Origin of the sequence: Enterobacter sp. ENT02 (assembly GCF_019219165.1) — a bacterium.
In the GTDB taxonomy this organism is placed as follows: domain Bacteria; phylum Pseudomonadota; class Gammaproteobacteria; order Enterobacterales; family Enterobacteriaceae; genus Enterobacter; species Enterobacter mori.
The window spans coordinates 106,429-129,457 of the sequence record NZ_JAHUWD010000004.1 but is presented as its reverse complement, the minus strand read 5'-3'; the positions used below and the strand labels follow the sequence as shown (position 1 = coordinate 129,457).

Here is a 23,029-nt window from a genome sequence, read left to right as displayed (position 1 = left end):
ACGATGATGACCATTTTTAATAACTATGAAGTGTGGTTTGTGATTGGCAGCCAGCATCTGTACGGACCGGAAGCGCTGCAGCAGGTGACGAAACACGCGGAGCACGTGGTTAACGCGCTGAACGCGGAAGCTAAACTGCCGTGCAAACTGGTGCTGAAACCGCTGGGCACCACGCCGGACGAAATCACTCACATCTGCCGCGACGCCAACTACGACGATAAATGCGCCGGTCTGGTGGTGTGGCTGCACACCTTCTCGCCAGCAAAAATGTGGATCAACGGTTTGTCTATCCTCAACAAACCGCTGCTACAGTTCCATACCCAGTTCAACGCCTCCCTGCCGTGGGACAGCATCGACATGGACTTTATGAACCTGAACCAGACCGCGCACGGCGGCCGCGAGTTCGGCTTCATCGGGGCGCGTATGCGCCAGCAGCACGCGGTGGTCACCGGCCACTGGCAGGATGGCAAGGCGCAACAACGTATCGGCTCCTGGATGCGTCAGGCGGTCTCTAAGCAGGACACCCGCCACCTGAAAGTGGTGCGTTTTGGTGACAACATGCGTGAAGTTGCGGTCACCGACGGCGATAAAGTGGCCGCGCAGATCAAGTTTGGTTTCTCCGTGAATACCTGGGCCGTGGGCGACCTGGTGCAGGTGGTGAATGAAATCAGCGATGGCGACGTAAGCGCGCTGGTGGACGAGTACGAAAGCAGCTACCGCCTGACGCCTGCGGCACAAACCAACGGCGACAAGCGCCAGAACGTGCTGGACGCGGCGCGCATCGAGCTGGGCATGAAGCGCTTCCTGGAACAGGGCGGCTTCCACGCTTTTACCACCACCTTTGAAGATCTCCACGGTCTGAAACAGCTGCCGGGTCTGGCGGTACAACGTCTGATGCAGCAGGGCTACGGCTTTGCGGGCGAAGGCGACTGGAAAACTGCCGCTCTGCTTCGCATCATGAAGGTGATGTCGACCGGTCTGCAGGGCGGCACCTCCTTTATGGAGGACTACACCTACCACTTCGAAAACGGCAACGACCTGGTGCTCGGCTCCCACATGCTGGAAGTGTGTCCGACAATCGCCGTCGAAGAGAAACCGATCCTCGACGTGCAGTATCTCGGCATCGGTGGTAAAGCCGATCCGGCGCGTCTGATCTTCAACACCCGCACCGGCCCGGCCATCAACGCCAGCCTGATCGACCTCGGCGATCGTTTCCGCCTGCTGGTGAACTGCGTCGATGCGGTTGAAACCCCACATTCTCTGCCGAAACTGCCGGTCGCCAACGCCCTGTGGAAAGCACAGCCTGACCTGCCAACCGCCTCAGAGGCCTGGATCCTGGCCGGCGGCGCGCACCATACGGTGTTCAGCCACGCGCTGGATCTGAACGATATGCGTCAGTTTGCGGAACTGCACGATATCGAACTGACCGTCATTGATAACGATACCCGCCTGCCCGCCTTCAAGGACGCGCTGCGCTGGAACGAAGTCTATTACGGTTCAAAACGCTAAGCCCTGAATGCCCGGTGGCACTGCGTTTACCGGGCCTACGGTTCCGTAGGCCCGGTAAACGAAACGCCATCCGGCAGGAGACTATAATGTTAGACAATCTCAAACGTCAGGTGCTCGAAGCCAACCTGGCGCTGCCGAAACATAACCTGGTGACCCTGACCTGGGGCAACGTCAGCGCCGCTGACCGGGAAAAAGGCGTGTTCGTGATCAAGCCTTCCGGCGTGGATTACGCGGTAATGACCGCAGAAGACATGGTGGTGGTCAGCATCGAAACGGGTGAAGTGGTGGAAGGCAACAAAAAGCCCTCCTCCGACACGCCCACCCACCGCCTGCTGTATCAGGCATTCCCGACCATCGGCGGCATTGTGCATACCCATTCGCGCCATGCCACTATTTGGGCGCAGGCGGGCCAGTCCATCCCGGCGACCGGCACCACCCACGCGGACTACTTCTACGGCACCATTCCCTGCACGCGCCTGATGACCGATGCGGAGATTAACGGTGAGTACGAGTGGGAAACGGGTAACGTGATTGTTGAAACCTTCGAAAAACAGGGTATCGACGCGGCGCAAATGCCCGGCGTGCTGGTGCACTCCCACGGCCCGTTTGCCTGGGGTAAAAACGCGGAAGACGCGGTGCATAACGCCATCGTGCTCGAAGAGGTCGCCTATATGGGGATCTTCTGCCGACAGCTGGCACCGCAGTTGCCGGACATGCAGCAGACCCTGCTCGATAAGCATTATCTGCGCAAGCACGGCGCGAAAGCGTATTACGGGCAGTAGCTTGTAGGCCGGATAAGCGCAGCGTCATCCGGCAAAACAGACACTGTATAAAACCCCAGCAAACCCACCTCAACCAGGCTATAATCAGGCCTGGTTTTGTTTTCTGGGATAACAGCGTGGCGCAGGCGCAAGAAGGCTTTTTACTGACCCGACACTGGCGGGATACCCCTCAGGGCACCGAGGTCGCGTTCTGGCTGGCGACGGACAATGGCCCGCTGCAGGTTGTGCTGCCGCCGCAGGAATCCGTGGCTTTTATCCCAGAGCCTCACGTCGAAAAAGTGAAACAGCTACTGCGCGGAGAAAACGGCTGGCGTTTGACGCCGCTTGAACTGAAAGATTTCCATCGTCAGCCGGTCTTCGGCCTTTACTGCCGCGCCCATCGTCAATTAATGCGCTACGAAAAGCTGCTCCGCGAAGCGGGCGTGACGCTTTACGAAGCGGATATCCGCCCACCAGAACGCTTTCTGATGGAGCGGTTCATTACCGCCCCTGTCTGGGTTGATGGCATCGAACAAAACGGCAGCGTCGTGAATGCTCGCCTGAAACCTAACCCACACTATCGCCCGCCGCTGAAGTGGGTCTCCCTGGATATCGAAACCACCCGCCACGGCGAGCTTTACTGCATTGGCCTGGAAGGCTGCGGCGATCGGGTTGTCTATATGCTCGGTCCTCCGAATGGCGATGCGTCCGCGCTGGATTTCCGGCTTGAGTACGTCAACAGCCGCCCGCAGCTGCTGGAGAAGCTTAACGAGTGGTTTGCCGACTATGATCCCGATGTTCTGATCGGCTGGAACGTGGTGCAGTTTGACCTGCGCGTACTGCAGAAACACGCCGAGCGCTACCGCATCCCGCTGATGCTGGGGCGCGGAAACAGCGAGCTGGAATGGCGCGAGCACGGTTTTAAGAACGGTGTTTTCTTTGCACAGGCTAACGGTCGCCTGATTATTGACGGCATCGAGGCGCTTAAGTCCGCCTTCTGGAACTTCTCTTCATTCTCCCTTGAAGCGGTCGCGCAGGAGCTGCTTGGCGAAGGCAAATCCATCGACAATCCCTGGGACCGAATGGACGAGATCGACCGGCGCTTTAGCGAAGACAAACCGGCGCTCGCCACCTATAACCTGAAAGACTGCGAGCTGGTGACGCAGATTTTCCACAAAACCGAGATCATGCCGTTCCTGCTGGAGCGCGCGACGGTGAACGGACTCGCGGCTGACAGACACGGCGGCTCCGTGGCGGCCTTTAGCCACCTCTATTTTCCGCGAATGCACCGGGCAGGGTACGTTGCCCCCAACCTCGGGGACGTGCCGCCGCAGGCCAGTCCCGGCGGGTACGTGATGGACTCCCGGCCAGGATTGTATGACTCGGTGCTGGTGCTGGATTACAAAAGCCTCTACCCATCGATTATCCGCACTTTCCTGATCGATCCCGTCGGGCTGGTTGAGGGCATGGCGCAGCCGGACGATGAACGCAGCACCGAAGGCTTCCTCGGCGCACGCTTCTCGCGGGAAAAACACTGTCTGCCTGAAATCGTGGGCAACATCTGGCACGGCCGCGATGAGGCCAAGCGCCACGGCAATAAGCCCCTTTCTCAGGCGCTGAAAATCATCATGAACGCCTTTTACGGCGTGCTGGGCACCAGCGCCTGCCGCTTCTTCGACCCGCGACTGGCCTCCTCCATCACAATGCGCGGACACGAGATTATGCGCCAGACCAAAGCGCTGATTGAATCCCGGGGCTATGACGTTATTTATGGCGACACGGACTCCACCTTTGTGTGGTTGAAAGGCGCGCACTCAGAAGGCGACGCCGCCCGCATCGGCAAAGAGCTTGTGGCCTTTGTGAACGACTGGTGGGGCAAACATTTGCAAAAAGAGCGGTTAACCAGCGCGCTGGAGCTGGAGTTTGAAACCCATTTTGCCCGCTTTTTAATGCCCACCATTCGCGGCACCGATCAGGGCAGCAAGAAGCGCTACGCCGGGCTGATTCAGGAGGGCGACGCGCAGAGGATGGTCTTTAAAGGGCTGGAGACGGTGCGCACCGACTGGACGCCGCTGGCGCAGCAGTTCCAGCAAACCCTCTACCTGCGGGTGTTCCGCAATGAGCCGTATCAGGACTACATCCGCGAAACCATCGCCAGCCTGATGGCGGGCGAACTTGACGCCCAGCTGGTGTATCGCAAGCGCCTGCGCCGCCCGCTGGCGGAATACCAGCGTAATGTGCCGCCCCATGTGCGCGCCGCGCGACTGGCGGATGAAGAGAACGTGCGGCGGGGCCGCGCGCCGCAGTATCAAAACCGTGGCACAATCAAATATGTCTGGACCACCAGCGGCCCGGAACCGGTTGATTACCAGCAATCGCCGCTCGATTACGATCACTATCTGACGCGCCAGCTTCAGCCGGTCGCGGAGGGAATTTTGCCCTTCATCAACGATGATTTTGCTACACTAGTGACAGGGCAACTTGGCCTATTTTGACGCGTGACGAAATGGCTGCCATCCAGTACCATAGCGCCCTTTCCATTCCCGGACCCATTTTTCGATGACCGTCTTTTTGACGGTGGTTGAACTATTGCCTGCAATTAAAGATTAGAGCCGAACAACTATGCCTTTTACACTTGGTCAACGCTGGATCAGCGATACAGAAAGCGAACTTGGATTGGGAACCGTCGTTGCCGTCGATGCGCGCATGGTTACCCTCCTCTTCCCTGCCACCGGTGAAAACCGTCTGTACGCTCGCAATGACTCCCCTGTTACCCGCGTGATGTTCAATCCGGGCGACACCGTGACCAGCCATGACGGCTGGCAGCTCAAGATTGAAGACGTAAAAGAAGAGAATGGACTGCTCGCCTACATTGGTACTCGTCTTGATACAGATGAGGCCAATGTCATCCTGCGTGAAGTGCTGCTCGACAGCAAACTGGTGTTCAGTAAGCCGCAGGACCGCCTGTTTGCCGGGCAAATTGACCGTATGGATCGCTTCTCTCTGCGCTATCGCGCGCGTAAGTTCCAGAGCGAACAGTACCGCATGCCGTGGAGCGGCCTGCGCGGCCAGCGCACCAGCCTGATCCCTCACCAGCTGAACATCGCCCATGACGTGGGCCGTCGCCACGCGCCTCGCGTGCTGCTGGCCGACGAAGTGGGCCTGGGTAAAACCATCGAAGCGGGCATGATCCTGCACCAACAGCTGCTTTCTGGCGCTGCCGAGCGCGTGCTGATCGTGGTTCCGGAAACCCTGCAGCACCAGTGGCTGGTTGAGATGCTGCGCCGCTTCAACCTGCGCTTCTCCCTGTTCGACGACGAACGTTATGCCGAAGCGCAGCACGACGCCGACAACCCGTTTGAAACCGAACAGCTGGTCATCTGTTCGCTGGACTTCGTGCGCCGCAGCAAGCAGCGCCTGGAGCACCTGTGCGATGCCGAGTGGGACATTATGGTGGTCGACGAAGCGCACCACCTGGTCTGGAGCGAAGATGCGCCGAGCCGCGAATATATGGCTATCGAGCAGCTTGCCGAGCGCGTGCCTGGCGTTCTTCTGCTGACCGCAACGCCGGAGCAGCTGGGTCTTGAGAGTCACTTCGCCCGTCTGCGCCTGCTCGATCCAAACCGTTTTCACGATTTCGAGCAGTTTGTAGAAGAGCAGAAGAACTACCGCCCGGTTGCCGATGCCGTCGCCCTGCTGCTGGCGGGCAATCGCCTCTCTAACGATGAGCTGAACACCCTGAGCGATTTGATTGGCGAGCAGGATATCGAGCCGCTTCTGCAGGCTGCCAACAGCGACAGCGACAACGCGGAATCCGCGCGCAAAGAGCTGATCGACATGCTGATGGATCGCCACGGCACCAGCCGCGTGCTGTTCCGCAACACCCGTAACGGCGTCAAAGGTTTCCCGAAACGCGAGCTGCATACGATTAAACTGCCGCTGCCGACGCAGTATCAGACGGCAATTAAAGTCTCCGGCATAATGGGCGCCCGCAAAACCCAGGAAGAGCGCGCCCGCGACATGCTTTATCCGGAACAAATCTACCAGGAATTTGAAGGTGATACCGGCACCTGGTGGAACTTTGACCCGCGCGTGGAGTGGCTGATGGGCTATCTGACAGCCCACCGCTCCCAGAAGGTGCTGGTGATCTGCGCCAAAGCGGCCACCGCGCTGCAGCTGGAGCAGGTCCTCCGCGAGCGTGAAGGTATTCGCGCTGCCGTGTTCCACGAAGGCATGTCCATCGTCGAGCGCGACCGTGCGGCAGCGTGGTTCGGGGAAGAGGACAGCGGTGCGCAGGTGCTGCTGTGCTCGGAGATCGGCTCTGAAGGCCGTAACTTCCAGTTCGCCAGCAACCTGGTAATGTTCGATCTGCCGTTTAACCCGGATCTCCTGGAGCAGCGTATCGGTCGTCTGGATCGTATCGGTCAGGCGCATGATATTCAGATCCACGTTCCTTACCTGGAAAAAACCGCGCAGTCCGTGCTGGTACGCTGGTTCCACGAAGGTCTGGATGCGTTTGAACATACCTGCCCGACGGGCCGCACGATTTACGATCAGGTACATGGCGATCTGATCGGCTACCTGGCCGCGCCGGAAAACGCGGAAGGGTTTGATGAGCTGATCAAGTCCTGCCGTGAGAAGCACGATGCGCTGAAAGCACAGCTGGAGCAGGGCCGCGACCGTCTGCTGGAGATCCATTCCAACGGCGGCGAAAAAGCGCAGGCGCTGGCGGAAAGCATCGAAGAGCAGGATGACGACACCAGTTTAATCAGCTTCTCCATGAACCTGTTCGACATCGTCGGGATCAACCAGGACGATCGCGGCGAGAACATGATCGTCCTCACTCCGTCGGATCATATGCTGGTTCCGGATTTCCCGGGCCTGCCGGAAGATGGCTGCACGATCACCTTCGAACGTGATGTGGCACTGTCTCGCGAAGACGCCCAGTTCATTACCTGGGAGCACCCGCTGATCCGCAACGGTCTGGATCTGATCCTCTCCGGCGATACCGGCAGCAGCACCATCTCCCTGTTGAAAAACAAGGCGCTGCCAGTGGGCACCCTGCTGGTCGAACTGATCTACGTTGTGGAAGCGCAGGCGCCAAAACAGCTGCAGCTTACCCGATTCCTGCCGCCGACGCCGGTGCGTCTGCTGCTGGATAAAAACGGTACTAACCTGGCCGCGCAGGTCGAGTTCGAGAGCTTCAACCGTCAGTTGAGCGCGGTTAACCGTCACACCGGCAGCAAACTGGTCAACGCCGTTCAGCAGGACGTGCATGCTATTCTGCAACTGGGTGAAACCCAGGTTGAAAAAGCAGCTCGTGAATTGGTTGATGCGGCACGCAGCGAAGCCGACGAGAAGCTCTCAGCAGAGCTTTCGCGTCTGGAAGCGTTAAAAGCGATTAACCCGAACATTCGTGACGATGAACTGGCGGCGATTGAAAGCAATCGTCAGCAGGTGCTTGAGAGCCTGGATCAGGCAAGCTGGCGCCTGGACGCCCTGCGTCTCATCGTTGTGACGCATCAGTAAACGGAGCGCAAGATGGTGATGGAGCCCTACAATCCCCCTCAGGATCCCTGGCTGGTCGTCCTTTATCAGGATGAGCACATTATGGTGGTCAACAAGCCAAGCGGCCTGTTGTCCGTGCCGGGGCGTCTGGACGAGCACAAAGACAGCGTGATGACGCGTATTCAGCGCGATTATCCGCAGGCGGAGTCCGTCCATCGCCTCGACATGGCCACCAGCGGCGTGATTGTGGTGGCTCTGCATAAAGAAGCGGAACGCGAGCTGAAACGCCAGTTCCGCGAGCGCGAACCGAAAAAGCAGTACGTCGCGCGCGTCTGGGGCCATCCGGCAAGCGAAGAGGGTCTGGTCGATTTACCGCTGATCTGCGACTGGCCGAACCGGCCAAAGCAGAAGGTGTGCTATGAAACCGGCAAGGCGGCGCAAACCGAGTATGAAGTGCTGGAGTACGCGCCGGATAACACCGCGCGCGTCCTGCTTAAGCCGATTACCGGGCGCTCTCACCAGCTGCGCGTACATATGCTCGCCCTGGGCCACCCGATTCTGGGAGACCGGTTTTACGCGCCGCCAGAAGCACTGGCGCTGGCTCCGCGCCTGCTGCTGCATGCGCAGACCCTCACCATTACCCATCCGGTTTTTGGCAATGCGATGACCTTTAAGGCACCGGTGGACTTCTAAAAAAATGGCCCGATATCATCGGGCCATTTTTTTTATTTAAAACCTTTTTGCTCTTTTATCAGCTCGTAGGCTTTCTGAATTTCCTGCGCTTTCTGCTTCGCCATCTCCATCATCTCTGGCGGTAAACCTTTCGCGACCAGCTTGTCCGGATGATGCTCGCTCATAAGCTTACGATAGGCACGCTTGATCGTGGTCTGATCGTCAGAAGGCTTTACGCCAAGCACGTTGCAGGCATCTTCCAGCGTCGGGCCACGCGGCGTCTGCTGCCAGCCGCCGCCGGAGGATTGCTGCTGGTAACCCCCGCCAAACTGCGCGCCACCCTGCATCATGCGCAGGAACTGGTCGAACTGCATGCGGGAGATCCCCAGCTCTTCAGCAATGACGTATAAAACGTCCCGCTCATTGGGATGAAGGGAGCCATCGGCGAAGGCCGCCTGAATTTGAATCTCCAGAAACATCCGAATTAAATCAAAACGTCCGAAGCAGATGCTGCGGAACTGACGCATTTTTTCACGCAGCGGATAGTTATCCGCTTTACCGATACGAAACGCATTTTGCGCTGCCACGCGAGATTCACCATGCAGATTCATGCGATCCATGAATACGCTGGCAATCTGAATATCGGCTTCGGTGACGCGCCCTTTTGATTTGGTTAAATGCCCCATCACCTCAAAGGTGGTGGAGAAAAAGAGCGACTGACGCTCGCGCTGGTTGGCGAACCAGGCCATTTTGCGGCTGCGTGCCTTATCAAACATATGGCCGATAATAAGGCCCAGTACCACGCCCCAAAAGCCAGCGCCCATGATTAATGCGAACGCAACGCCGATGATTTTACCCCAATACTGCATATACTCCCCGAATAGTCATGTTCCTGGTTCGACGCAACGCCATCATTACAGTGGTCGCGCCACGGTCAATTGAGGGACATCGCCTATAATTTGCATTATCATACTCGTCATTCGATAGCGAGCCTAACACTCTGGCACGCAAACGGGCAGGATTAACGCTGGTACTGCGCTGATGAGTAAGATAGTCTCTGAGCGTTTGTAAGCCGTAGCCACTGATGACGGAACAATAAAATACAACGTATGAAAAAACGTATCCCCACCCTCCTGGCCACAATGATTGGCGCCGCTCTGTACAGCCAACAGGGGCTGGCAGCCGATCTCGCCTCGCAATGTATGCTTGGCGTCCCAAGTTACGATCGTCCACTGGTTGAGGGCGATGCGAATGACTTGCCGGTTACCATCAATGCCGACAGTGCAAAAGGTAATTATCCTGACAATGCCACCTTTACGGGCAATGTCGATATTAACCAGGGCAACAGCCGTCTGCAGGCAGATGAAGTGCAGTTGCATCAGAAGCAACCAGAAGGTGCGGCTGCGCCAGTACGTACGGTGGATGCGCTGGGTAATGTGCACTATGACGACAACCAGGTCATCCTGAAAGGTCCGAAAGCCTGGTCAAATCTGAATACTAAAGATACCAACGTCTGGGAAGGTGATTACCAGATGGTGGGTCGTCAGGGGCGCGGTAAAGCTGACCTAATGAAACAGCGTGGTGAAAACCGCTATACGATTTTGGAAAACGGTTCCTTCACCTCCTGTCTGCCGGGCTCGAATACCTGGAGCGTGGTGGGCAGTGAAGTTATTCACGATCGTGAAGAACAGGTCGCGGAGATCTGGAACGCCCGCTTTAAGCTCGGCCCGGTCCCTGTTTTCTACAGCCCTTACCTGCAGCTTCCCGTAGGCGACAAACGACGTTCCGGTTTCCTGATCCCGAATGCCAAATACAGCACCTCGAACTACTTTGAGTTCTACCTGCCGTATTACTGGAATATCGCGCCAAACATGGATGCGACGATCACGCCGCACTATATCCATAAGCGCGGTAACATCATGTGGGAAAACGAGTTCCGCTATCTGACCAAAGCGGGTGCCGGTTTGATGGAGTTTGATTATCTGCCATCGGACAAAGTCTTCCAGGACGAGCACCCAACAGAAGGTGATAAACACCGCTGGATGTATTACTGGAAGCATGCCGGGGTACTGGATCAGGTCTGGCGCTTCAACGTCGACTATACCAAAGTCAGCGACCCGTACTATTTCAACGACTTTGATTCTAAATACGGTTCCAGTACGGACGGCTACGCCACGCAGAAATTCAGCGTGGGCTACGCCATTGAGAACTTTAACGCCACGGTGTCGACCAAGCAGTTCCAGGTCTTTGACACGCAGACACGGAGCACCTATGGTGCTGAACCGCAGCTGGACGTTAACTGGTATCAGAACGATGTCGGTCCTTTCGACACCCGCGTCTACGCCCAGGCGGTGCACTTCGTCAACACCAACTCGGATATGCCAGAGTCAACGCGTCTTCACCTCGAACCAACCATTAACTTACCTTTGTCGAACGACTGGGCAAGCCTGAACACCGAAGCCAAGCTGATGGCGACGCACTACCAGCAAAAAAACTTGGATTGGTACAACAATCGCTATGGCACCGATCTTGACGAATCGGTAAACCGTACGCTTCCTCAGTTCAAGATGGACGGGAAGCTGATTTTCGAACGTGATATGGGCCTGCTGTCTGATGGGTATACCCAGACGCTTGAACCGCGTATGCAGTATCTCTATGTGCCTTATCGCGATCAGAGCAAAATTCAGAACTACGACTCCTCTTTCCTGCAGTCTGACTACAGCGGCTTGTTCCGTGACCGGACCTATGGGGGTCTCGACCGTATTGCGTCCGCTAACCAGTTAACGACCGGCGTCACAACGCGCGTTTATGATGAATCTGCCGTTGAACGTTTTAACGTTTCTGTTGGTCAAATCTACTATTTCACCGAGTCTCGTACCGGTGATGACGACATTAACTGGGAGAAAGACAACAAAACGGGTTCACTGGTGTGGGCAGGTGATACCTACTGGCGCATGACCGATCGTTGGGGTCTGCGCGGTGGTGTTCAGTACGACACTCGACTGGATAACATCGCGACGGGCAGTGCTGCCATTGAATACCGTCGTGATGAAGACCGTATGGTGCAGTTGACGTACCGTTATGCCAGCCCGGAATATATTCAGGCGACATTGCCGAACTACGCCAATGCTGACCAGTACAAAGATGGTATTTCGCAGGTGGGTGGCGCCGCGAGCTGGCCAATCGCCGATCGTTGGTCAATCGTCGGAGCCTACTACTATGACACGAATGCCCAAAAACCCGCTGACCAGATGCTAGGTCTGCAATATAACTCCTGCTGTTACGCGCTGCGTGTCGGCTACGAACGCAAACTTAACGGCTGGGATACTCAAAACAGTCAGGGCAAATACGATAACGTGATTGGCTTTAATGTCGAGCTGCGCGGCCTGAGTTCCAACTACGGTCTGGGCACACAGCAGATGCTGCGCTCGAACATTCTGCCTTACCGCAGTTCCTTGTAATGTGCTTGATTTGCAACATAATCCGCTTTGCGGTTAATTGAAATGGAAAAAGTATGAAGAACTGGAAAACGCTGCTGCTCGGTGTCGCCATGGTTGCGAATACTAGCTTCGCGGCACCCCAGGTTGTTGATAAAGTCGCCGCTGTGGTTAACAACGGCGTCGTGCTTGAAAGTGACATTGACGGTTTAATGCAGTCTGTAAAGCTCAATTCGGGCCAGGCAGGTCAGCAGCTTCCGGATGACGCAACGCTGCGCCACCAGATCCTGGAACGTCTGATCATGGATCAGATCGTCCTGCAGATGGGTCAAAAAATGGGTGTGAAGGTTTCTGACGAGCAGCTCGATCAGGCGATCACGAACATTGCGAAACAGAACAACATGTCCCTGGACCAGATGCGCAGCCGTCTGGCCTATGATGGCATCAGCTACGCCACTTACCGTAATCAGATCCGTAAAGAGATGCTGATTTCAGAAGTGCGTAACAACGAAGTGCGTCGCCGCGTCACCATCCTGCCTCAGGAAGTGGACGCGCTGGCTAAGCAGGTGGGTAACCAGAACGATGCCAGCACCGAACTGAACCTGAGCCACATTTTGATCCCGCTTCCGGAAAACCCAACCTCCGATCAGGCGGCTGAAGCGGAAAGCCAGGCGCGTTCTATCGTTGAGCAGGCGCGTAACGGCGGTGACTTTGGCAAGCTGGCCATCACCTATTCCGCTGACCAGCAGGCGCTGAAAGGCGGCCAGATGGGCTGGGGCCGTATTCAGGAACTGCCATCCCTCTTTGCCCAGGCGCTGAGCACGGCGAAGAAAGGGGACATCGTCGGTCCAATCCGTTCAGGTGTAGGCTTCCACATTCTGAAAGTGAACGATCTGCGTGGTCAGAGCCAGAGCATTTCCGTCACGGAAGTTCACGCTCGCCACATTCTGCTGAAACCGTCTCCGATCATGACTGACGATCAGGCGCGTGCGAAGCTGGAACAGATTGCAGCTGACATCAAGAGCGGCAAAACCTCCTTTGCGAATGCGGCAAAAGAGTTCTCTCAGGATCCAGGCTCTGCTAACCAGGGTGGCGATCTGGGCTGGGCTGCGGCCGATATCTACGATCCGGCTTTCCGCGACGCGTTGACGAGAATGAGCAAAGGTCAGCTGAGCGCACCTGTGCACTCTTCCTTCGGCTGGCATCTGATTGAACTGATGGATACCCGCAACGTCGATAAAACCGATGCGGCCCAGAAAGACAGAGCCTACCGTATGCTGTTCAACCGCAAATTCTCTGAAGAAGCGGCAACCTGGATGCAGGAACAACGCGCCAGCGCTTACGTGAAAGTGCTGAGCAACTGATGAAACAGCATCGTGTTGTGATCACGCCCGGCGAGCCCGCCGGGATTGGGCCTGACCTCGTCGTCCAGCTCGCCCAGCGCAGCTGGCCGGTGGAACTGGTTGTCTGCGCAGATGCAACACTGTTACAAGACCGGGCAACATTGCTCGGTCTGCCTTTAACGCTCCTCCCTTATGTTGAAGGCCAGCAGCCCGTTCCGCAGCAAGCGGGCACCCTCACGCTTCTGTCGGTTCCTCTTCGCACCCCTGTCGTCCCCGGTCAACTCAGCACTGAAAACGGGCGCTACGTTGTCGAGACGCTGGCGCGCGCCTGCGACGGCTGCCTGAACGGCGAGTTCGCGGCGCTGATCACCGGTCCGGTGCATAAAGGCGTTATCAACGACGCGGGGATCCCCTTTACCGGACACACCGAGTTCTTTGAAGAACGTTCGCACAGTCCGAAAGTGGTGATGATGCTGGCGACGGAAGAGATGCGTGTCGCGCTGGTGACAACCCATCTGCCCATCAAAGCCATTCCTGATGCCATCACCCCTGAGCTCCTGCGTGAGATCATCGGGATTTTGCATCACGATCTGCAGACGAAATTCGGCATCCCGCAGCCGCATGTGCTGGTTTGTGGCCTGAATCCGCATGCGGGCGAAGGCGGACACATGGGCACCGAAGAGATCGACACCATCATTCCGGTGCTCAACGAAATGCGGGAAAAAGGGATGAACCTCAGCGGGCCACTGCCTGCAGACACCCTTTTCCAGCCCAAATACCTGGATAATGCCGACGCCGTGCTCGCGATGTACCACGATCAGGGTCTCCCCGTGCTAAAATACCAGGGCTTTGGCCGCGGCGTGAATATCACCCTCGGTTTACCCTTTATTCGAACGTCCGTTGACCACGGTACTGCGCTGGATCTGGCAGGCCAGGGGAAAGCGGATGTCGGCAGTTTTATTACGGCGCTTAATCTCGCCATCAAAATGATTGTTAATACTCAATGACTAATCGAGTCCATCAGGGCCACTTAGCCCGTAAACGTTTCGGGCAAAACTTCCTTAACGATCAGTTCGTGATCGAAAGCATTGTCTCGGCTATTAATCCGCAAAAAGGTCAGGCGATGGTCGAAATCGGCCCGGGCCTTGCCGCACTGACCGAGCCAGTAGGCGAACGCCTTGACGAACTCACGGTTATCGAGCTGGACCGCGATCTGGCCGCACGCCTGCAAACACATCCGTTCCTCGGGCCGAAGTTGACCATTTATCAGCAGGATGCCATGACCATGAACTTTGGCGAACTGTCAGAGAAAATGGGCCAGCCGCTGCGCGTGTTCGGTAACCTGCCGTACAACATTTCCACCCCGCTGATGTTCCACCTGTTTAGCTATACTGATGCCATTGCCGACATGCACTTCATGTTGCAAAAAGAGGTTGTTAACCGTCTGGTTGCAGGCCCGAACAGTAAAGCGTATGGTCGTTTAAGCGTGATGGCACAATATTACTGCAACGTGATCCCGGTACTCGAAGTACCGCCGTCAGCGTTCACACCGCCACCGAAAGTAGACTCTGCGGTTGTGCGCCTTGTGCCGCACAAAACGAAACCGTACCCGGTAAAAGATCTGCGTGTACTGAGCCGCGTCACCACCGAGGCCTTTAACCAGCGTCGTAAAACGATCCGTAACAGCCTGAGCAACTCATTTACCGTTGAGGTGTTAGCCGAGCTGGGGATCGACCCGGCAATGCGAGCGGAAAACATTTCCGTAGAGCAGTACTGCAAGCTGGCTAATTACATCAGCGAAAATGCGCCGCCGAAGGAGAGTTAAGCCATGATTGATTCGCCCCGCGTATGTGTCCATGTACAAAGCGTCTATGTTGAATCGCAGTCCTCACCGGATGAAGAACGTTTTGTCTTTGCTTACACCGTGACCATCCGCAATCTGGGGCGGATGCCCGTGCAGCTGCGCGGGCGCTATTGGCTTATCACGAACGGCAATGGTCGTGAAATTGAAGTCCAGGGCGAAGGCGTGGTGGGTGAACAACCGCATATCGCTCCTGGCGAAGAATATCAGTACACCAGCGGCGCGGTGATCGAAACGCCAATGGGTACCATGCAGGGCCATTATGAAATGGTCGACGTCGATGGCAATGGCTTCCGCGTTGCCATTCCCGTATTCCGTCTCGCCGTTACAACATTCATTCATTAATCCAATGTCTACATATCTGATTGGCGACGTTCACGGTTGCTACGATGAACTGATCGCATTATTAAAGCAGGTCGACTTTACGCCAGGACAGGACATGCTGTGGCTGACGGGCGATTTAGTGGCGCGTGGCCCGGGCTCCCTTGAGGTTTTACGTTTCGTTAAATCACTGGGCGACAGCGTGCGCATGGTGCTGGGCAATCACGATCTGCATCTGCTGGCGGTATTCGCCGGGATCAGCCGCAATAAACCGAAAGATCGTATTACCCCCCTGCTTGAAGCACCGGACGCGGACGATCTGATCAACTGGCTGCGTCGTCAGCCGCTGCTGCAGATCGATGAAGAGAAAAAGCTGGTCATGGCCCATGCAGGGATCACGCCACAATGGGATCTCGAGACGGCAAAAGCCTGCGCGCGCGATGTTGAGGCGGTGCTGGCAAGCGACTCGTATCCTTTCTTCCTCGATGCCATGTACGGCGATATGCCGAACCACTGGAGCGAGGATCTCAGCGGTCTGGCCCGTCTGCGTTTTATCACCAACGCCTTCACCCGCATGCGTTTCTGCTTCCCGAACGGACAGCTGGACATGTATTCCAAAGAGACACCGGAAAGCGCGCCTGCACCGCTGAAACCGTGGTTTGCCATTCCGGGACCGGTGACAAGCGAGTACAGCGTCGTGTTTGGTCACTGGGCGGCGCTGGAAGGTAAAGGGACGCCGGAGGGGATCTACGGTCTGGATACCGGATGCTGCTGGGGTGGGGAGTTAACCTGCTTACGGTGGGAAGATAAAACGTACTTCGTACAGCCGTCCAACCGACAGCTGGACTTAGGAGAAGGTGAGGCTGTCGCCTCCTGATATGTTATTCCCTCTCCCGGCCGGGAGAGGGAAAATCACTTAACGACGTTCCAGAATCTCGAAGCAGTAGCTATGTGAGTTCTGTGCATCCGCGTCGTGGAATTCGCTGAATACCGATTCCCACTCGTCCGGATCGTAATCCGGGAAATGGGTATCCCCTTCCACTTCCGCATCAATGTGGGTCAGATACAATTTCTGCGCTTTCGGCAGGAACTGCTCATACACACGTCCGCCGCCGATCACCATGATCTCTTCAGCATCACCACAGGCGGCAATCGCTTCATCAACGGATTTCACCCACTGCACGCGATCGTCAGTGCCTGGCTGGCTACTGATCACAATATTCTTACGGCCCGGTAATGGACGACCAATCGACTCCCAGGTCAGGCGGCCCATCACTACCGGCTTGTTTAACGTCGTACGTTTAAACCATGCGAGATCGGCAGGCAGGTTCCACGGCATGGCATTTTCCATGCCGATAACGCGGTCTACCGCCAGCGCTGCAATCAGACTGATCATTGAAAATTTCCCGGATGCAAAAAATTGCCGCCACTATACGGAAAGCTTAATCTTTCGTCGACTGGCGGCAGGGTAAAGAAACAGAAATTTTTTAATATTGCTGGCAACTCCACTTCACGCGGACGGTTTACTTTCCGGTTCATCCTGAGGATCCCCGGTGTGCTTGCCCTCTTCCGTTCCCTGCCAGCCGTGACGCTGGGTAAGCGACAGGTGGTTGCGGTCCTCGTTAATAATTTCCGTCAGCATCGCGCTGGTACGTTTAAACACGGCTGCCCGGTCTGAAGCCGTGCTGCTCGCCATCTCCACCATCTCCTCGACCATTCCGGTGTTAAAGCGGCGGAACAGATCGGCACGCTCACGCGCCTCATACGCCCCCAGCCCCAGGCTTTCCAGTGCCATTCGACCAGATTTAAGCGCACCTTCGAAGGTTTCACGCTCCGGCGCTACGACGCCAGCCTGTCGCAGCTGGATGTAGTGATCCACATCGCGCGCGCGGGAGATAATCGTCAGGTCAGGGAAATGCTCTTTGACCAGCTCAACCAGCTGCAGACTGGTTTGCGGATCGTCAATGGCGTTGATCAGCACCTCGGCTTTAGCAGCCCCGGCCGACTCCAGCAAATCGACGCGGGTAGCATCACCATAGAATACTTTCATATCGAATTTACGCAGGGTTTCTACGTGGTCAGGATCGTGATCGAGAATGACCATTTTAACGCCACTGGAGAGCAGCAAACGGCCGGTGATCTGCCCGAAGCGCCCAAACCCGGCGACGATCACCCGCGGCTGTTCTTCGTCGATCTCATCGGCTTCACGCCCCTGTTCGCTGTCCGATTTTTCCAGACGCGTCAGCAGCACCAGCAGGATAGGCGTGGCGGCCATCGATAATGCCACGGCCAGCGTTAACGCTTTGGCCCACTCGGGATCGAGCACCTTCGCCATCTGCGCTGCACCAAACACCACAAATGCGAATTCACTCCCCTGTCCCAGCAACGCGGCAAACCAGCGACGTTGTTTACCTGGCACCTTCAGCGGACGGGCAACCAGCCACAGTACCGCCATTTTAATGGCCAGGAAACCCACCAGCAGGATAACAATCCGCAGCGGATGCGTGGCCAGCGTGCCGAAGTCGACGGACATCCCGACGCCGATGAAAAACAGCCCCAGCAGCAAGCCTTTAAACGGCTCGATATCGCTTTCCAGCGCGTGGCGGTATTCGGAGCTTGCCAGCAGAACGCCTGCCAGGAAGGCGCCCATTGCCATCGACAGCCCGGCTTCTTCCAGCAGCAGACCGAAGCCAAACACCAGGAATAACGCAACGGCACTGAACACTTCGCGCAGGCCCGAGCGCGCAACAAAGCGCAGCAGTGGACGGGTGACGTATCGGCCAAGCAGGACCACCAGCATCAGAGCACCGACGACTTTCAGCGCCGAGAGTGCAAATGCGCCAAGCGTCGTTGATGCTCCGCTGGCGGCCAACAGCGGGATCATCGCCACCAGCGGGATGGCGGCAATGTCCTGGAACAGCAGCACCGAGAACGCGCTGCGGCCCATCTGGGAGACCGTCAGGTTACGCTCGTTCATTGCCTGCATGGCAATGGCCGTTGAGGAGAGCGCCAGCGTCATGCCGATGAGCTCTGCCACTTTCCAGTCCATTCCCAGCAGGATACAGAACCCGCCCAACAGCAGGCCGCAGGCCACCATTTGCAACGCGCCACCGCCAAATACCGAGGCGCGAAGCTTCCACAAGCGCTGCGGATCCAGTTCCAGACCAATCACAAACAGCATCAGCACCACGCCAATTTCAGCGAAATGCAGTATCGCTTCAGCATCGGTGACCAGACGAAGGCCCCACGGTCCAATCACGCACCCGGCAATCAGATAGCCGAGCACTGACCCCAGCCCCAGTCGAACCGCCACAGGGACAATCAGTGCCGCCGCGCCGAGATAAATCAGTGCCTGTATCAGCGTATGGCTATCCATTGTGCGTCTCCTGCCACTCAAGTAAGCGTTGTTTGTAGTGGCGAGCCTGTGCCTGCAAGGTTTCATCGTCGCAAATAAAGGTACAGTGCATCGCAAAAGGAGGCAGCCAGTTCAAACCACAATAGAGCGCGGTCGCCTGTAGCGGCTGCGCCAGCACCTCAAAGCCGGGGAAGGAGCCGATATCAAAGTGGCTTTCACCGCCGCCGGTCGTCACGGCCCACATCAGGCTTTTCCCCTTCAGCGCATGACCGTTATGACCATATGCCCAACCGTGAGAGAAGACTTTATCGATCCACAGCTTCAACAGCGGAGGCGTGCTGTACCACTGCATTGGATGCTGCCAGATAATCAGATCGGCACGAGAAAGCGCCTCCTGTTCGGCGGCGATATCGATATTAAAATCGGGATAGAGTTGATAGAGGGAACGTATCTCTACGTTATCAAGCGTCCTTACCTGCTCAAGCATCCGCTTATTCGCATGCGAGTGCTGCGGATAGGGGTGCGCGTAAATTATGAGTATCATTGATTAGCCTGTTGTTACTGCTTTCTTTTAACAAAAGAGTGTAGTCAGTAATTCAACAGGCTAATAGTGAATATTATTGACGGGCTTACGTCAGAATTCTGAATTAGTTATCCAGTTCGCCCATGGATTTCACCTGGTCGCGGTTAATCTGCTCGGTTTGACCGGTTTCGGCGTTTTTATACGACACCAGACCGGTATCATCATCCACCTGCGGTTTACCGTCGGTGACGATGGTGCGGCCGTCGGTGGTTTTAACTGCCTGATTAGACGAACAGCCCGCAACGGTAAACATTGCAGTGGCAGCCAGAACGGAAGCGATCAGTAGTTTATTTTGCATGGTGTTTTCCCCTGCTCTCAGTTGAATTTCGTTATCGACCTAACCATTTTAGGCTAACTGACTGAAAGCGGATGAAAAACCAGAAGGTTCTGAAGATGGGGAGAATGCCCGGCAACCGAACGGCACCGGGCATGTGAACTTACTTGCTAATCTGCGCGTGCATTTCCTGCACTGAAATCACCTTCTCGGTGGCATCCGCGTTCAGCGCCATGGCCGTCGCGAAACCGCCGTTCAGGGTGGTGTCGTAGTGCACTTTGTACTGCAGCGCGCTGCGGCGAATCAGCTTGGAATCTTCAATCGCCTGGCGGCCTGCGGTGGTGTTGATGATGTAGGTGTATTCGCCATTCTTGATACGGTCCTGAATGTGCGGACGACCTTCATGCACCTTGTTCACCAGACGCGGGTTGATACCGGCTTCACCCAGCACAATCGCCGTACCGTGGGTTGCATCCAGTTCGAAGCCCTGTTTCAGCAGCTTGGCGGCCAGGTCAACCACGCGCTCTTTGTCGCCTTCGCGAACGGAGAGCAGCGCACGGCCTGATTTTCTCATGGTGGAGCTACTGCCCAGCTGCGCCTTCGCGAACGCTTCTGCGAAGGTGCGGCCCACGCCCATCACTTCCCCGGTAGAGCGCATTTCTGGCCCTAACAGCGGGTCAACGCCCGGGAATTTGTTGAACGGCAACACCACTTCCTTCACCGAGTAATACGGTGGAATGATTTCTTTGGTCACGCCCTGCTGCGCCAGCGTCTGGCCCGCCATCACGCGTGCCGCCACTTTCGCCAGCGGAACACCGGTCGCTTTAGAGACGAACGGGACGGTACGCGCCGCGCGCGGGTTCACTTCAATCAGGTAGACTTCATTGTCTTTCACCGCGAACTGAACGTTCATCAGACCGCGAACCTGCAGCTCGAAGGCCAGCTTCTGCACCTGCTGGCGCATCACGTCCTGAATCTCCTGGCTCAGGGTGTACGCTGGCAGAGAACAGGCGGAGTCGCCGGAGTGCACGCCCGCCTGCTCGATATGCTCCATGATGCCGCCAATCAGCACCATTTCGCCGTCGCAGATGGCGTCAACGTCCACTTCTACCGCGTCGTCGAGGAAGCGGTCGAGCAGCACTGGCGCATCGTTCGACACGCTCACTGCAGTCTGGAAGTAACGGCGCAGGTCGGCTTCGTCGTAGACGATTTCCATTGCGCGGCCGCCCAGCACGTAGGAAGGACGCACCACCAGCGGGTAGCCTATGTCTTTCGCCTTCTCAACGGCCATTTCAATGGCGGTCACGGTGGCGTTCGCAGGCTGCTTCAGCTTCAGACGGTCAACCGCCTGCTGGAAACGCTCGCGGTCTTCCGCACGGTCAATCGCGTCCGGGCTGGTGCCGATAACCGGCACGCCTGCTGCTTCCAGCGCGCGCGCCAGCTTCAGCGGGGTCTGGCCGCCGTATTGCACGATAACGCCTTTTGGCTTCTCGATGCGCACGATTTCCAGCACGTCTTCCAGCGTCACCGGCTCGAAGTAGAGGCGGTCAGAGGTGTCGTAGTCGGTCGATACGGTTTCCGGGTTACAGTTGACCATGATGGTCTCGTAACCGTCTTCACGCAGCGCCAGGGAGGCGTGCACGCAGCAGTAATCGAACTCGATGCCCTGGCCGATACGGTTTGGACCGCCGCCCAGCACCATAATCTTGTCGCGGTCGACGGACGGATTCGCTTCGCACTCGTCTTCATAGGTGGAGTACATGTAGGCGGTGTCAGTTGAGAACTCTGCCGCACAGGTGTCCACGCGCTTGTAGACCGGGTGCAGGTCGTACTGGTCGCGCAGCTTGCGGATTTCCGCTTCACGTACGCCCGCCAGCTTAGCCAGACGCGCATCGGCGAAGCCTTTACGCTTCAGCACGCGCAGGAAGTCAGCGTCCAGACCGGTGATGCCCAGCTCAGCGACCTGTTCTTCCAGACGCACCAGCTCTTCAATCTGCACCAGGAACCAGCGGTCGATGTTGGTCAGGTTGAACACGCCGTCGACGGACAGGCCCGCACGGAAGGCATCGGCGATGTACCAGATGCGCTCTGCGCCTGCGTCTTTCAGCTCTCGGCGGATTTTGGTCAGCGCTTCCGGGTCGTCCAGGCTAACTTTCGGGTCGAAGCCGGTCGCGCCCACTTCGAGGCCGCGCAGCGCTTTCTGCAGGGATTCCTGCTGCGTGCGGCCAATCGCCATCACTTCACCGACAGATTTCATCTGGGTGGTCAGACGGTCGTTCGCGCCCGCAAATTTCTCGAAGTTAAAGCGAGGAATTTTGGTCACAACGTAGTCGATGGACGGTTCAAAGGAGGCAGGCGTGCGGCCACCGGTGATGTCATTCATCAGCTCGTCGAGGGTATAACCCACCGCCAGTTTCGCCGCCACTTTCGCAATCGGGAAGCCGGTCGCTTTAGAGGCCAGCGCGGAGGAACGGGACACGCGCGGATTCATTTCGATAACAATCAGACGGCCGGTTTTCGGGTTCACGGAGAACTGCACGTTAGAACCGCCGGTTTCCACGCCGATTTCACGCAGTACCGCCATCGAGGCGTTACGCATGATTTGATACTCTTTGTCGGTCAGGGTCTGGGCTGGCGCAACGGTGATGGAGTCACCGGTGTGGATACCCATCGCATCGAAGTTTTCGATGGAGCAGACGATGATGCAGTTGTCGTTTTTATCACGCACCACTTCCATCTCGTACTCTTTCCAGCCAATCAGCGATTCATCAATCAGCAGCTCTTTGGTTGGGGAGAGATCCAGACCGCGTTCGCAAATCTCTTCGAACTCTTCGCGGTTGTAGGCGATACCGCCGCCGGTGCCGCCCATGGTGAAGGATGGACGGATGATGCATGGATAGCCCACGTCAGCCGCGACGGCCAGCGCTTCTTCCATGTTGTGTGCGATACCGGAACGCGCGGTGTCGAGGCCGATTTTCTTCATCGCCACGTCGAAGCGGCGACGGTCTTCTGCTTTATCAATCGCGTCGGCGGTCGCGCCAATCATGGTCACGCCGAACTCGGCCAGCACGCCCTGACGCTCCAGCTCCAGCGCGCAGTTCAGCGCCGTCTGGCCGCCCATGGTTGGCAGCACCGCGTCCGGACGCTCTTTCTCGATGATTTTACGCACCACTTCCCAGTGAATCGGCTCGATGTAGGTTGCATCAGCCATTTCCGGGTCGGTCATGATGGTCGCCGGGTTAGAGTTCACCAGGATAACGCGGTAACCCTCTTCACGCAGGGCTTTACACGCCTGCGCGCCGGAGTAGTCGAATTCGCAGGCCTGGCCGATGACGATCGGGCCAGCGCCAAGGATCAGGATGCTTTTTATGTCTGTACGTTTTGGCATTGTCTTCTCGGCTCCTG

Annotated in this window: 17 protein-coding genes; 11 read left to right on the top strand and 6 right to left on the bottom strand. The window is 56.9% G+C overall.

The genetic code is table 11. The annotated features are described in order from the left end of the window. Nucleotides 1–6 precede the first annotated feature (6 nt). The 5 genes from araA to rluA all read left to right on the top strand — a co-directional run bounded on the left by araA (nucleotide 7) and on the right by rluA (nucleotide 8,471). Complete coding sequence (gene araA / locus KW829_RS15195; RefSeq protein ID WP_218308587.1) at nucleotides 7–1,509, top strand: L-arabinose isomerase; 1,503 nt, start codon at nucleotides 7–9, stop codon at nucleotides 1,507–1,509. A gap of 86 nt (nucleotides 1,510–1,595) precedes the next feature. Further along, nucleotides 1,596–2,291, top strand: coding sequence for an L-ribulose-5-phosphate 4-epimerase (gene araD, locus KW829_RS15190; RefSeq protein WP_218308543.1), 696 nt, complete (start codon nucleotides 1,596–1,598; stop codon nucleotides 2,289–2,291). A gap of 116 nt (nucleotides 2,292–2,407) precedes the next feature. After that, nucleotides 2,408–4,765: a DNA polymerase II gene (gene polB / locus KW829_RS15185; protein WP_218308542.1), complete on the top strand. Its 2,358-nt coding sequence runs from the start codon at nucleotides 2,408–2,410 to the stop codon at nucleotides 4,763–4,765. A gap of 127 nt (nucleotides 4,766–4,892) precedes the next feature. Then, on the top strand, nucleotides 4,893–7,799 hold the full coding sequence (gene rapA, locus KW829_RS15180) for an RNA polymerase-associated protein RapA (protein ID WP_218308541.1): 2,907 nt from the start codon (nucleotides 4,893–4,895) through the stop codon (nucleotides 7,797–7,799). 12 nt (nucleotides 7,800–7,811) lie between these two features. Beyond that, nucleotides 7,812–8,471, top strand: coding sequence for a bifunctional tRNA pseudouridine(32) synthase/23S rRNA pseudouridine(746) synthase RluA (rluA, locus tag KW829_RS15175; RefSeq protein WP_218308540.1), 660 nt, complete (start codon nucleotides 7,812–7,814; stop codon nucleotides 8,469–8,471). A gap of 32 nt (nucleotides 8,472–8,503) precedes the next feature. Here rluA and djlA read toward each other — a convergent pair whose 3' ends face one another. Further along, a complete protein-coding gene (djlA, locus tag KW829_RS15170; protein ID WP_218308539.1) occupies nucleotides 8,504–9,319 on the bottom strand; it encodes a co-chaperone DjlA in 816 nt (271 codons plus the stop codon). Nucleotides 9,320–9,559: 240 nt separating this feature from the next. Between djlA and lptD the strand changes: the two genes are divergently transcribed. Genes lptD through apaH form a run of 6 tightly spaced genes read left to right on the top strand, consistent with a single transcriptional unit; the run spans nucleotide 9,560 to nucleotide 16,289 of the window. Then, nucleotides 9,560–11,911, top strand: coding sequence for an LPS assembly protein LptD (gene lptD / locus KW829_RS15165; RefSeq protein ID WP_218308538.1), 2,352 nt, complete (start codon nucleotides 9,560–9,562; stop codon nucleotides 11,909–11,911). Nucleotides 11,912–11,964: 53 nt separating this feature from the next. Continuing rightward, nucleotides 11,965–13,251: a peptidylprolyl isomerase SurA gene (gene surA / locus KW829_RS15160; RefSeq protein ID WP_218308537.1), complete on the top strand. Its 1,287-nt coding sequence runs from the start codon at nucleotides 11,965–11,967 to the stop codon at nucleotides 13,249–13,251. Further along, nucleotides 13,251–14,237 carry a 4-hydroxythreonine-4-phosphate dehydrogenase PdxA gene (gene pdxA, locus KW829_RS15155; protein WP_042717204.1) on the top strand — a complete coding sequence of 329 codons (987 nt, stop codon included), beginning with the start codon at nucleotides 13,251–13,253 and terminating at the stop codon, nucleotides 14,235–14,237. Before surA ends, pdxA begins: the two co-directional genes overlap by 1 nt. Next, the gene (gene rsmA / locus KW829_RS15150) at nucleotides 14,234–15,055 is read left to right on the top strand and encodes a 16S rRNA (adenine(1518)-N(6)/adenine(1519)-N(6))-dimethyltransferase RsmA (protein WP_010427042.1); all 822 of its coding nucleotides are present in this window, start codon (nucleotides 14,234–14,236) and stop codon (nucleotides 15,053–15,055) included. Before pdxA ends, rsmA begins: the two co-directional genes overlap by 4 nt. Before the next feature lie 3 nt (nucleotides 15,056–15,058). Then, nucleotides 15,059–15,436 (top strand): Co2+/Mg2+ efflux protein ApaG, encoded by a 378-nt coding sequence (gene apaG, locus KW829_RS15145; RefSeq protein WP_089599206.1) that lies wholly within the window; start codon nucleotides 15,059–15,061, stop codon nucleotides 15,434–15,436. A 4-nt stretch (nucleotides 15,437–15,440) separates the two neighbouring features. Further along, nucleotides 15,441–16,289: a bis(5'-nucleosyl)-tetraphosphatase (symmetrical) ApaH gene (apaH, locus tag KW829_RS15140; protein WP_029484936.1), complete on the top strand. Its 849-nt coding sequence runs from the start codon at nucleotides 15,441–15,443 to the stop codon at nucleotides 16,287–16,289. Between the two features lie 39 nt (nucleotides 16,290–16,328). Here the strand turns inward: apaH and folA are convergent, their stop codons facing one another. The 5 genes from folA to carB all read right to left on the bottom strand — a co-directional run bounded on the left by folA (nucleotide 16,329) and on the right by carB (nucleotide 23,012). Next, a complete protein-coding gene (folA, locus tag KW829_RS15135) occupies nucleotides 16,329–16,808 on the bottom strand; it encodes a type 3 dihydrofolate reductase (protein ID WP_003856431.1) in 480 nt (159 codons plus the stop codon). A gap of 114 nt (nucleotides 16,809–16,922) precedes the next feature. Beyond that, nucleotides 16,923–18,788: a glutathione-regulated potassium-efflux system protein KefC gene (kefC, locus tag KW829_RS15130; RefSeq protein ID WP_218308536.1), complete on the bottom strand. Its 1,866-nt coding sequence runs from the start codon at nucleotides 18,786–18,788 to the stop codon at nucleotides 16,923–16,925. Continuing rightward, nucleotides 18,781–19,311 (bottom strand): glutathione-regulated potassium-efflux system oxidoreductase KefF, encoded by a 531-nt coding sequence (kefF, locus tag KW829_RS15125; RefSeq protein WP_010427046.1) that lies wholly within the window; start codon nucleotides 19,309–19,311, stop codon nucleotides 18,781–18,783. Before kefF ends, kefC begins: the two co-directional genes overlap by 8 nt. A gap of 103 nt (nucleotides 19,312–19,414) precedes the next feature. Continuing rightward, nucleotides 19,415–19,648: a YgdI/YgdR family lipoprotein gene (locus tag KW829_RS15120; RefSeq protein WP_010427047.1), complete on the bottom strand. Its 234-nt coding sequence runs from the start codon at nucleotides 19,646–19,648 to the stop codon at nucleotides 19,415–19,417. A 139-nt stretch (nucleotides 19,649–19,787) separates the two neighbouring features. Beyond that, nucleotides 19,788–23,012, bottom strand: coding sequence for a carbamoyl-phosphate synthase large subunit (gene carB, locus KW829_RS15115; RefSeq protein ID WP_108417117.1), 3,225 nt, complete (start codon nucleotides 23,010–23,012; stop codon nucleotides 19,788–19,790). Nucleotides 23,013–23,029: the final 17 nt, after the last annotated feature.

Excerpts from the sequence above, each read along its gene's own strand:
- araA (WP_218308587.1), top strand. The coding sequence starts at position 7 with ATGACCATTTTTAATAACTATGAAGTGTGGTTTGTGATTGGCAGCCAG.
- araD (WP_218308543.1), top strand. The coding sequence starts at position 1,596 with ATGTTAGACAATCTCAAACGTCAGGTGCTCGAAGCCAACCTGGCGCTG.
- rapA (WP_218308541.1), top strand. The coding sequence starts at position 4,893 with ATGCCTTTTACACTTGGTCAACGCTGGATCAGCGATACAGAAAGCGAA.
- rluA (WP_218308540.1), top strand. The coding sequence starts at position 7,812 with ATGGTGATGGAGCCCTACAATCCCCCTCAGGATCCCTGGCTGGTCGTC.
- djlA (WP_218308539.1), bottom strand. The coding sequence starts at position 9,319 with ATGCAGTATTGGGGTAAAATCATCGGCGTTGCGTTCGCATTAATCATG.
- lptD (WP_218308538.1), top strand. The coding sequence starts at position 9,560 with ATGAAAAAACGTATCCCCACCCTCCTGGCCACAATGATTGGCGCCGCT.
- surA (WP_218308537.1), top strand. The coding sequence starts at position 11,965 with ATGAAGAACTGGAAAACGCTGCTGCTCGGTGTCGCCATGGTTGCGAAT.
- pdxA (WP_042717204.1), top strand. The coding sequence starts at position 13,251 with ATGAAACAGCATCGTGTTGTGATCACGCCCGGCGAGCCCGCCGGGATT.
- rsmA (WP_010427042.1), top strand. The coding sequence starts at position 14,234 with ATGACTAATCGAGTCCATCAGGGCCACTTAGCCCGTAAACGTTTCGGG.
- apaG (WP_089599206.1), top strand. The coding sequence starts at position 15,059 with ATGATTGATTCGCCCCGCGTATGTGTCCATGTACAAAGCGTCTATGTT.
- apaH (WP_029484936.1), top strand. The coding sequence starts at position 15,441 with ATGTCTACATATCTGATTGGCGACGTTCACGGTTGCTACGATGAACTG.
- folA (WP_003856431.1), bottom strand. The coding sequence starts at position 16,808 with ATGATCAGTCTGATTGCAGCGCTGGCGGTAGACCGCGTTATCGGCATG.
- kefC (WP_218308536.1), bottom strand. The coding sequence starts at position 18,788 with ATGGATAGCCATACGCTGATACAGGCACTGATTTATCTCGGCGCGGCG.
- kefF (WP_010427046.1), bottom strand. The coding sequence starts at position 19,311 with ATGATACTCATAATTTACGCGCACCCCTATCCGCAGCACTCGCATGCG.
- KW829_RS15120 (WP_010427047.1), bottom strand. The coding sequence starts at position 19,648 with ATGCAAAATAAACTACTGATCGCTTCCGTTCTGGCTGCCACTGCAATG.
- carB (WP_108417117.1), bottom strand. The coding sequence starts at position 23,012 with ATGCCAAAACGTACAGACATAAAAAGCATCCTGATCCTTGGCGCTGGC.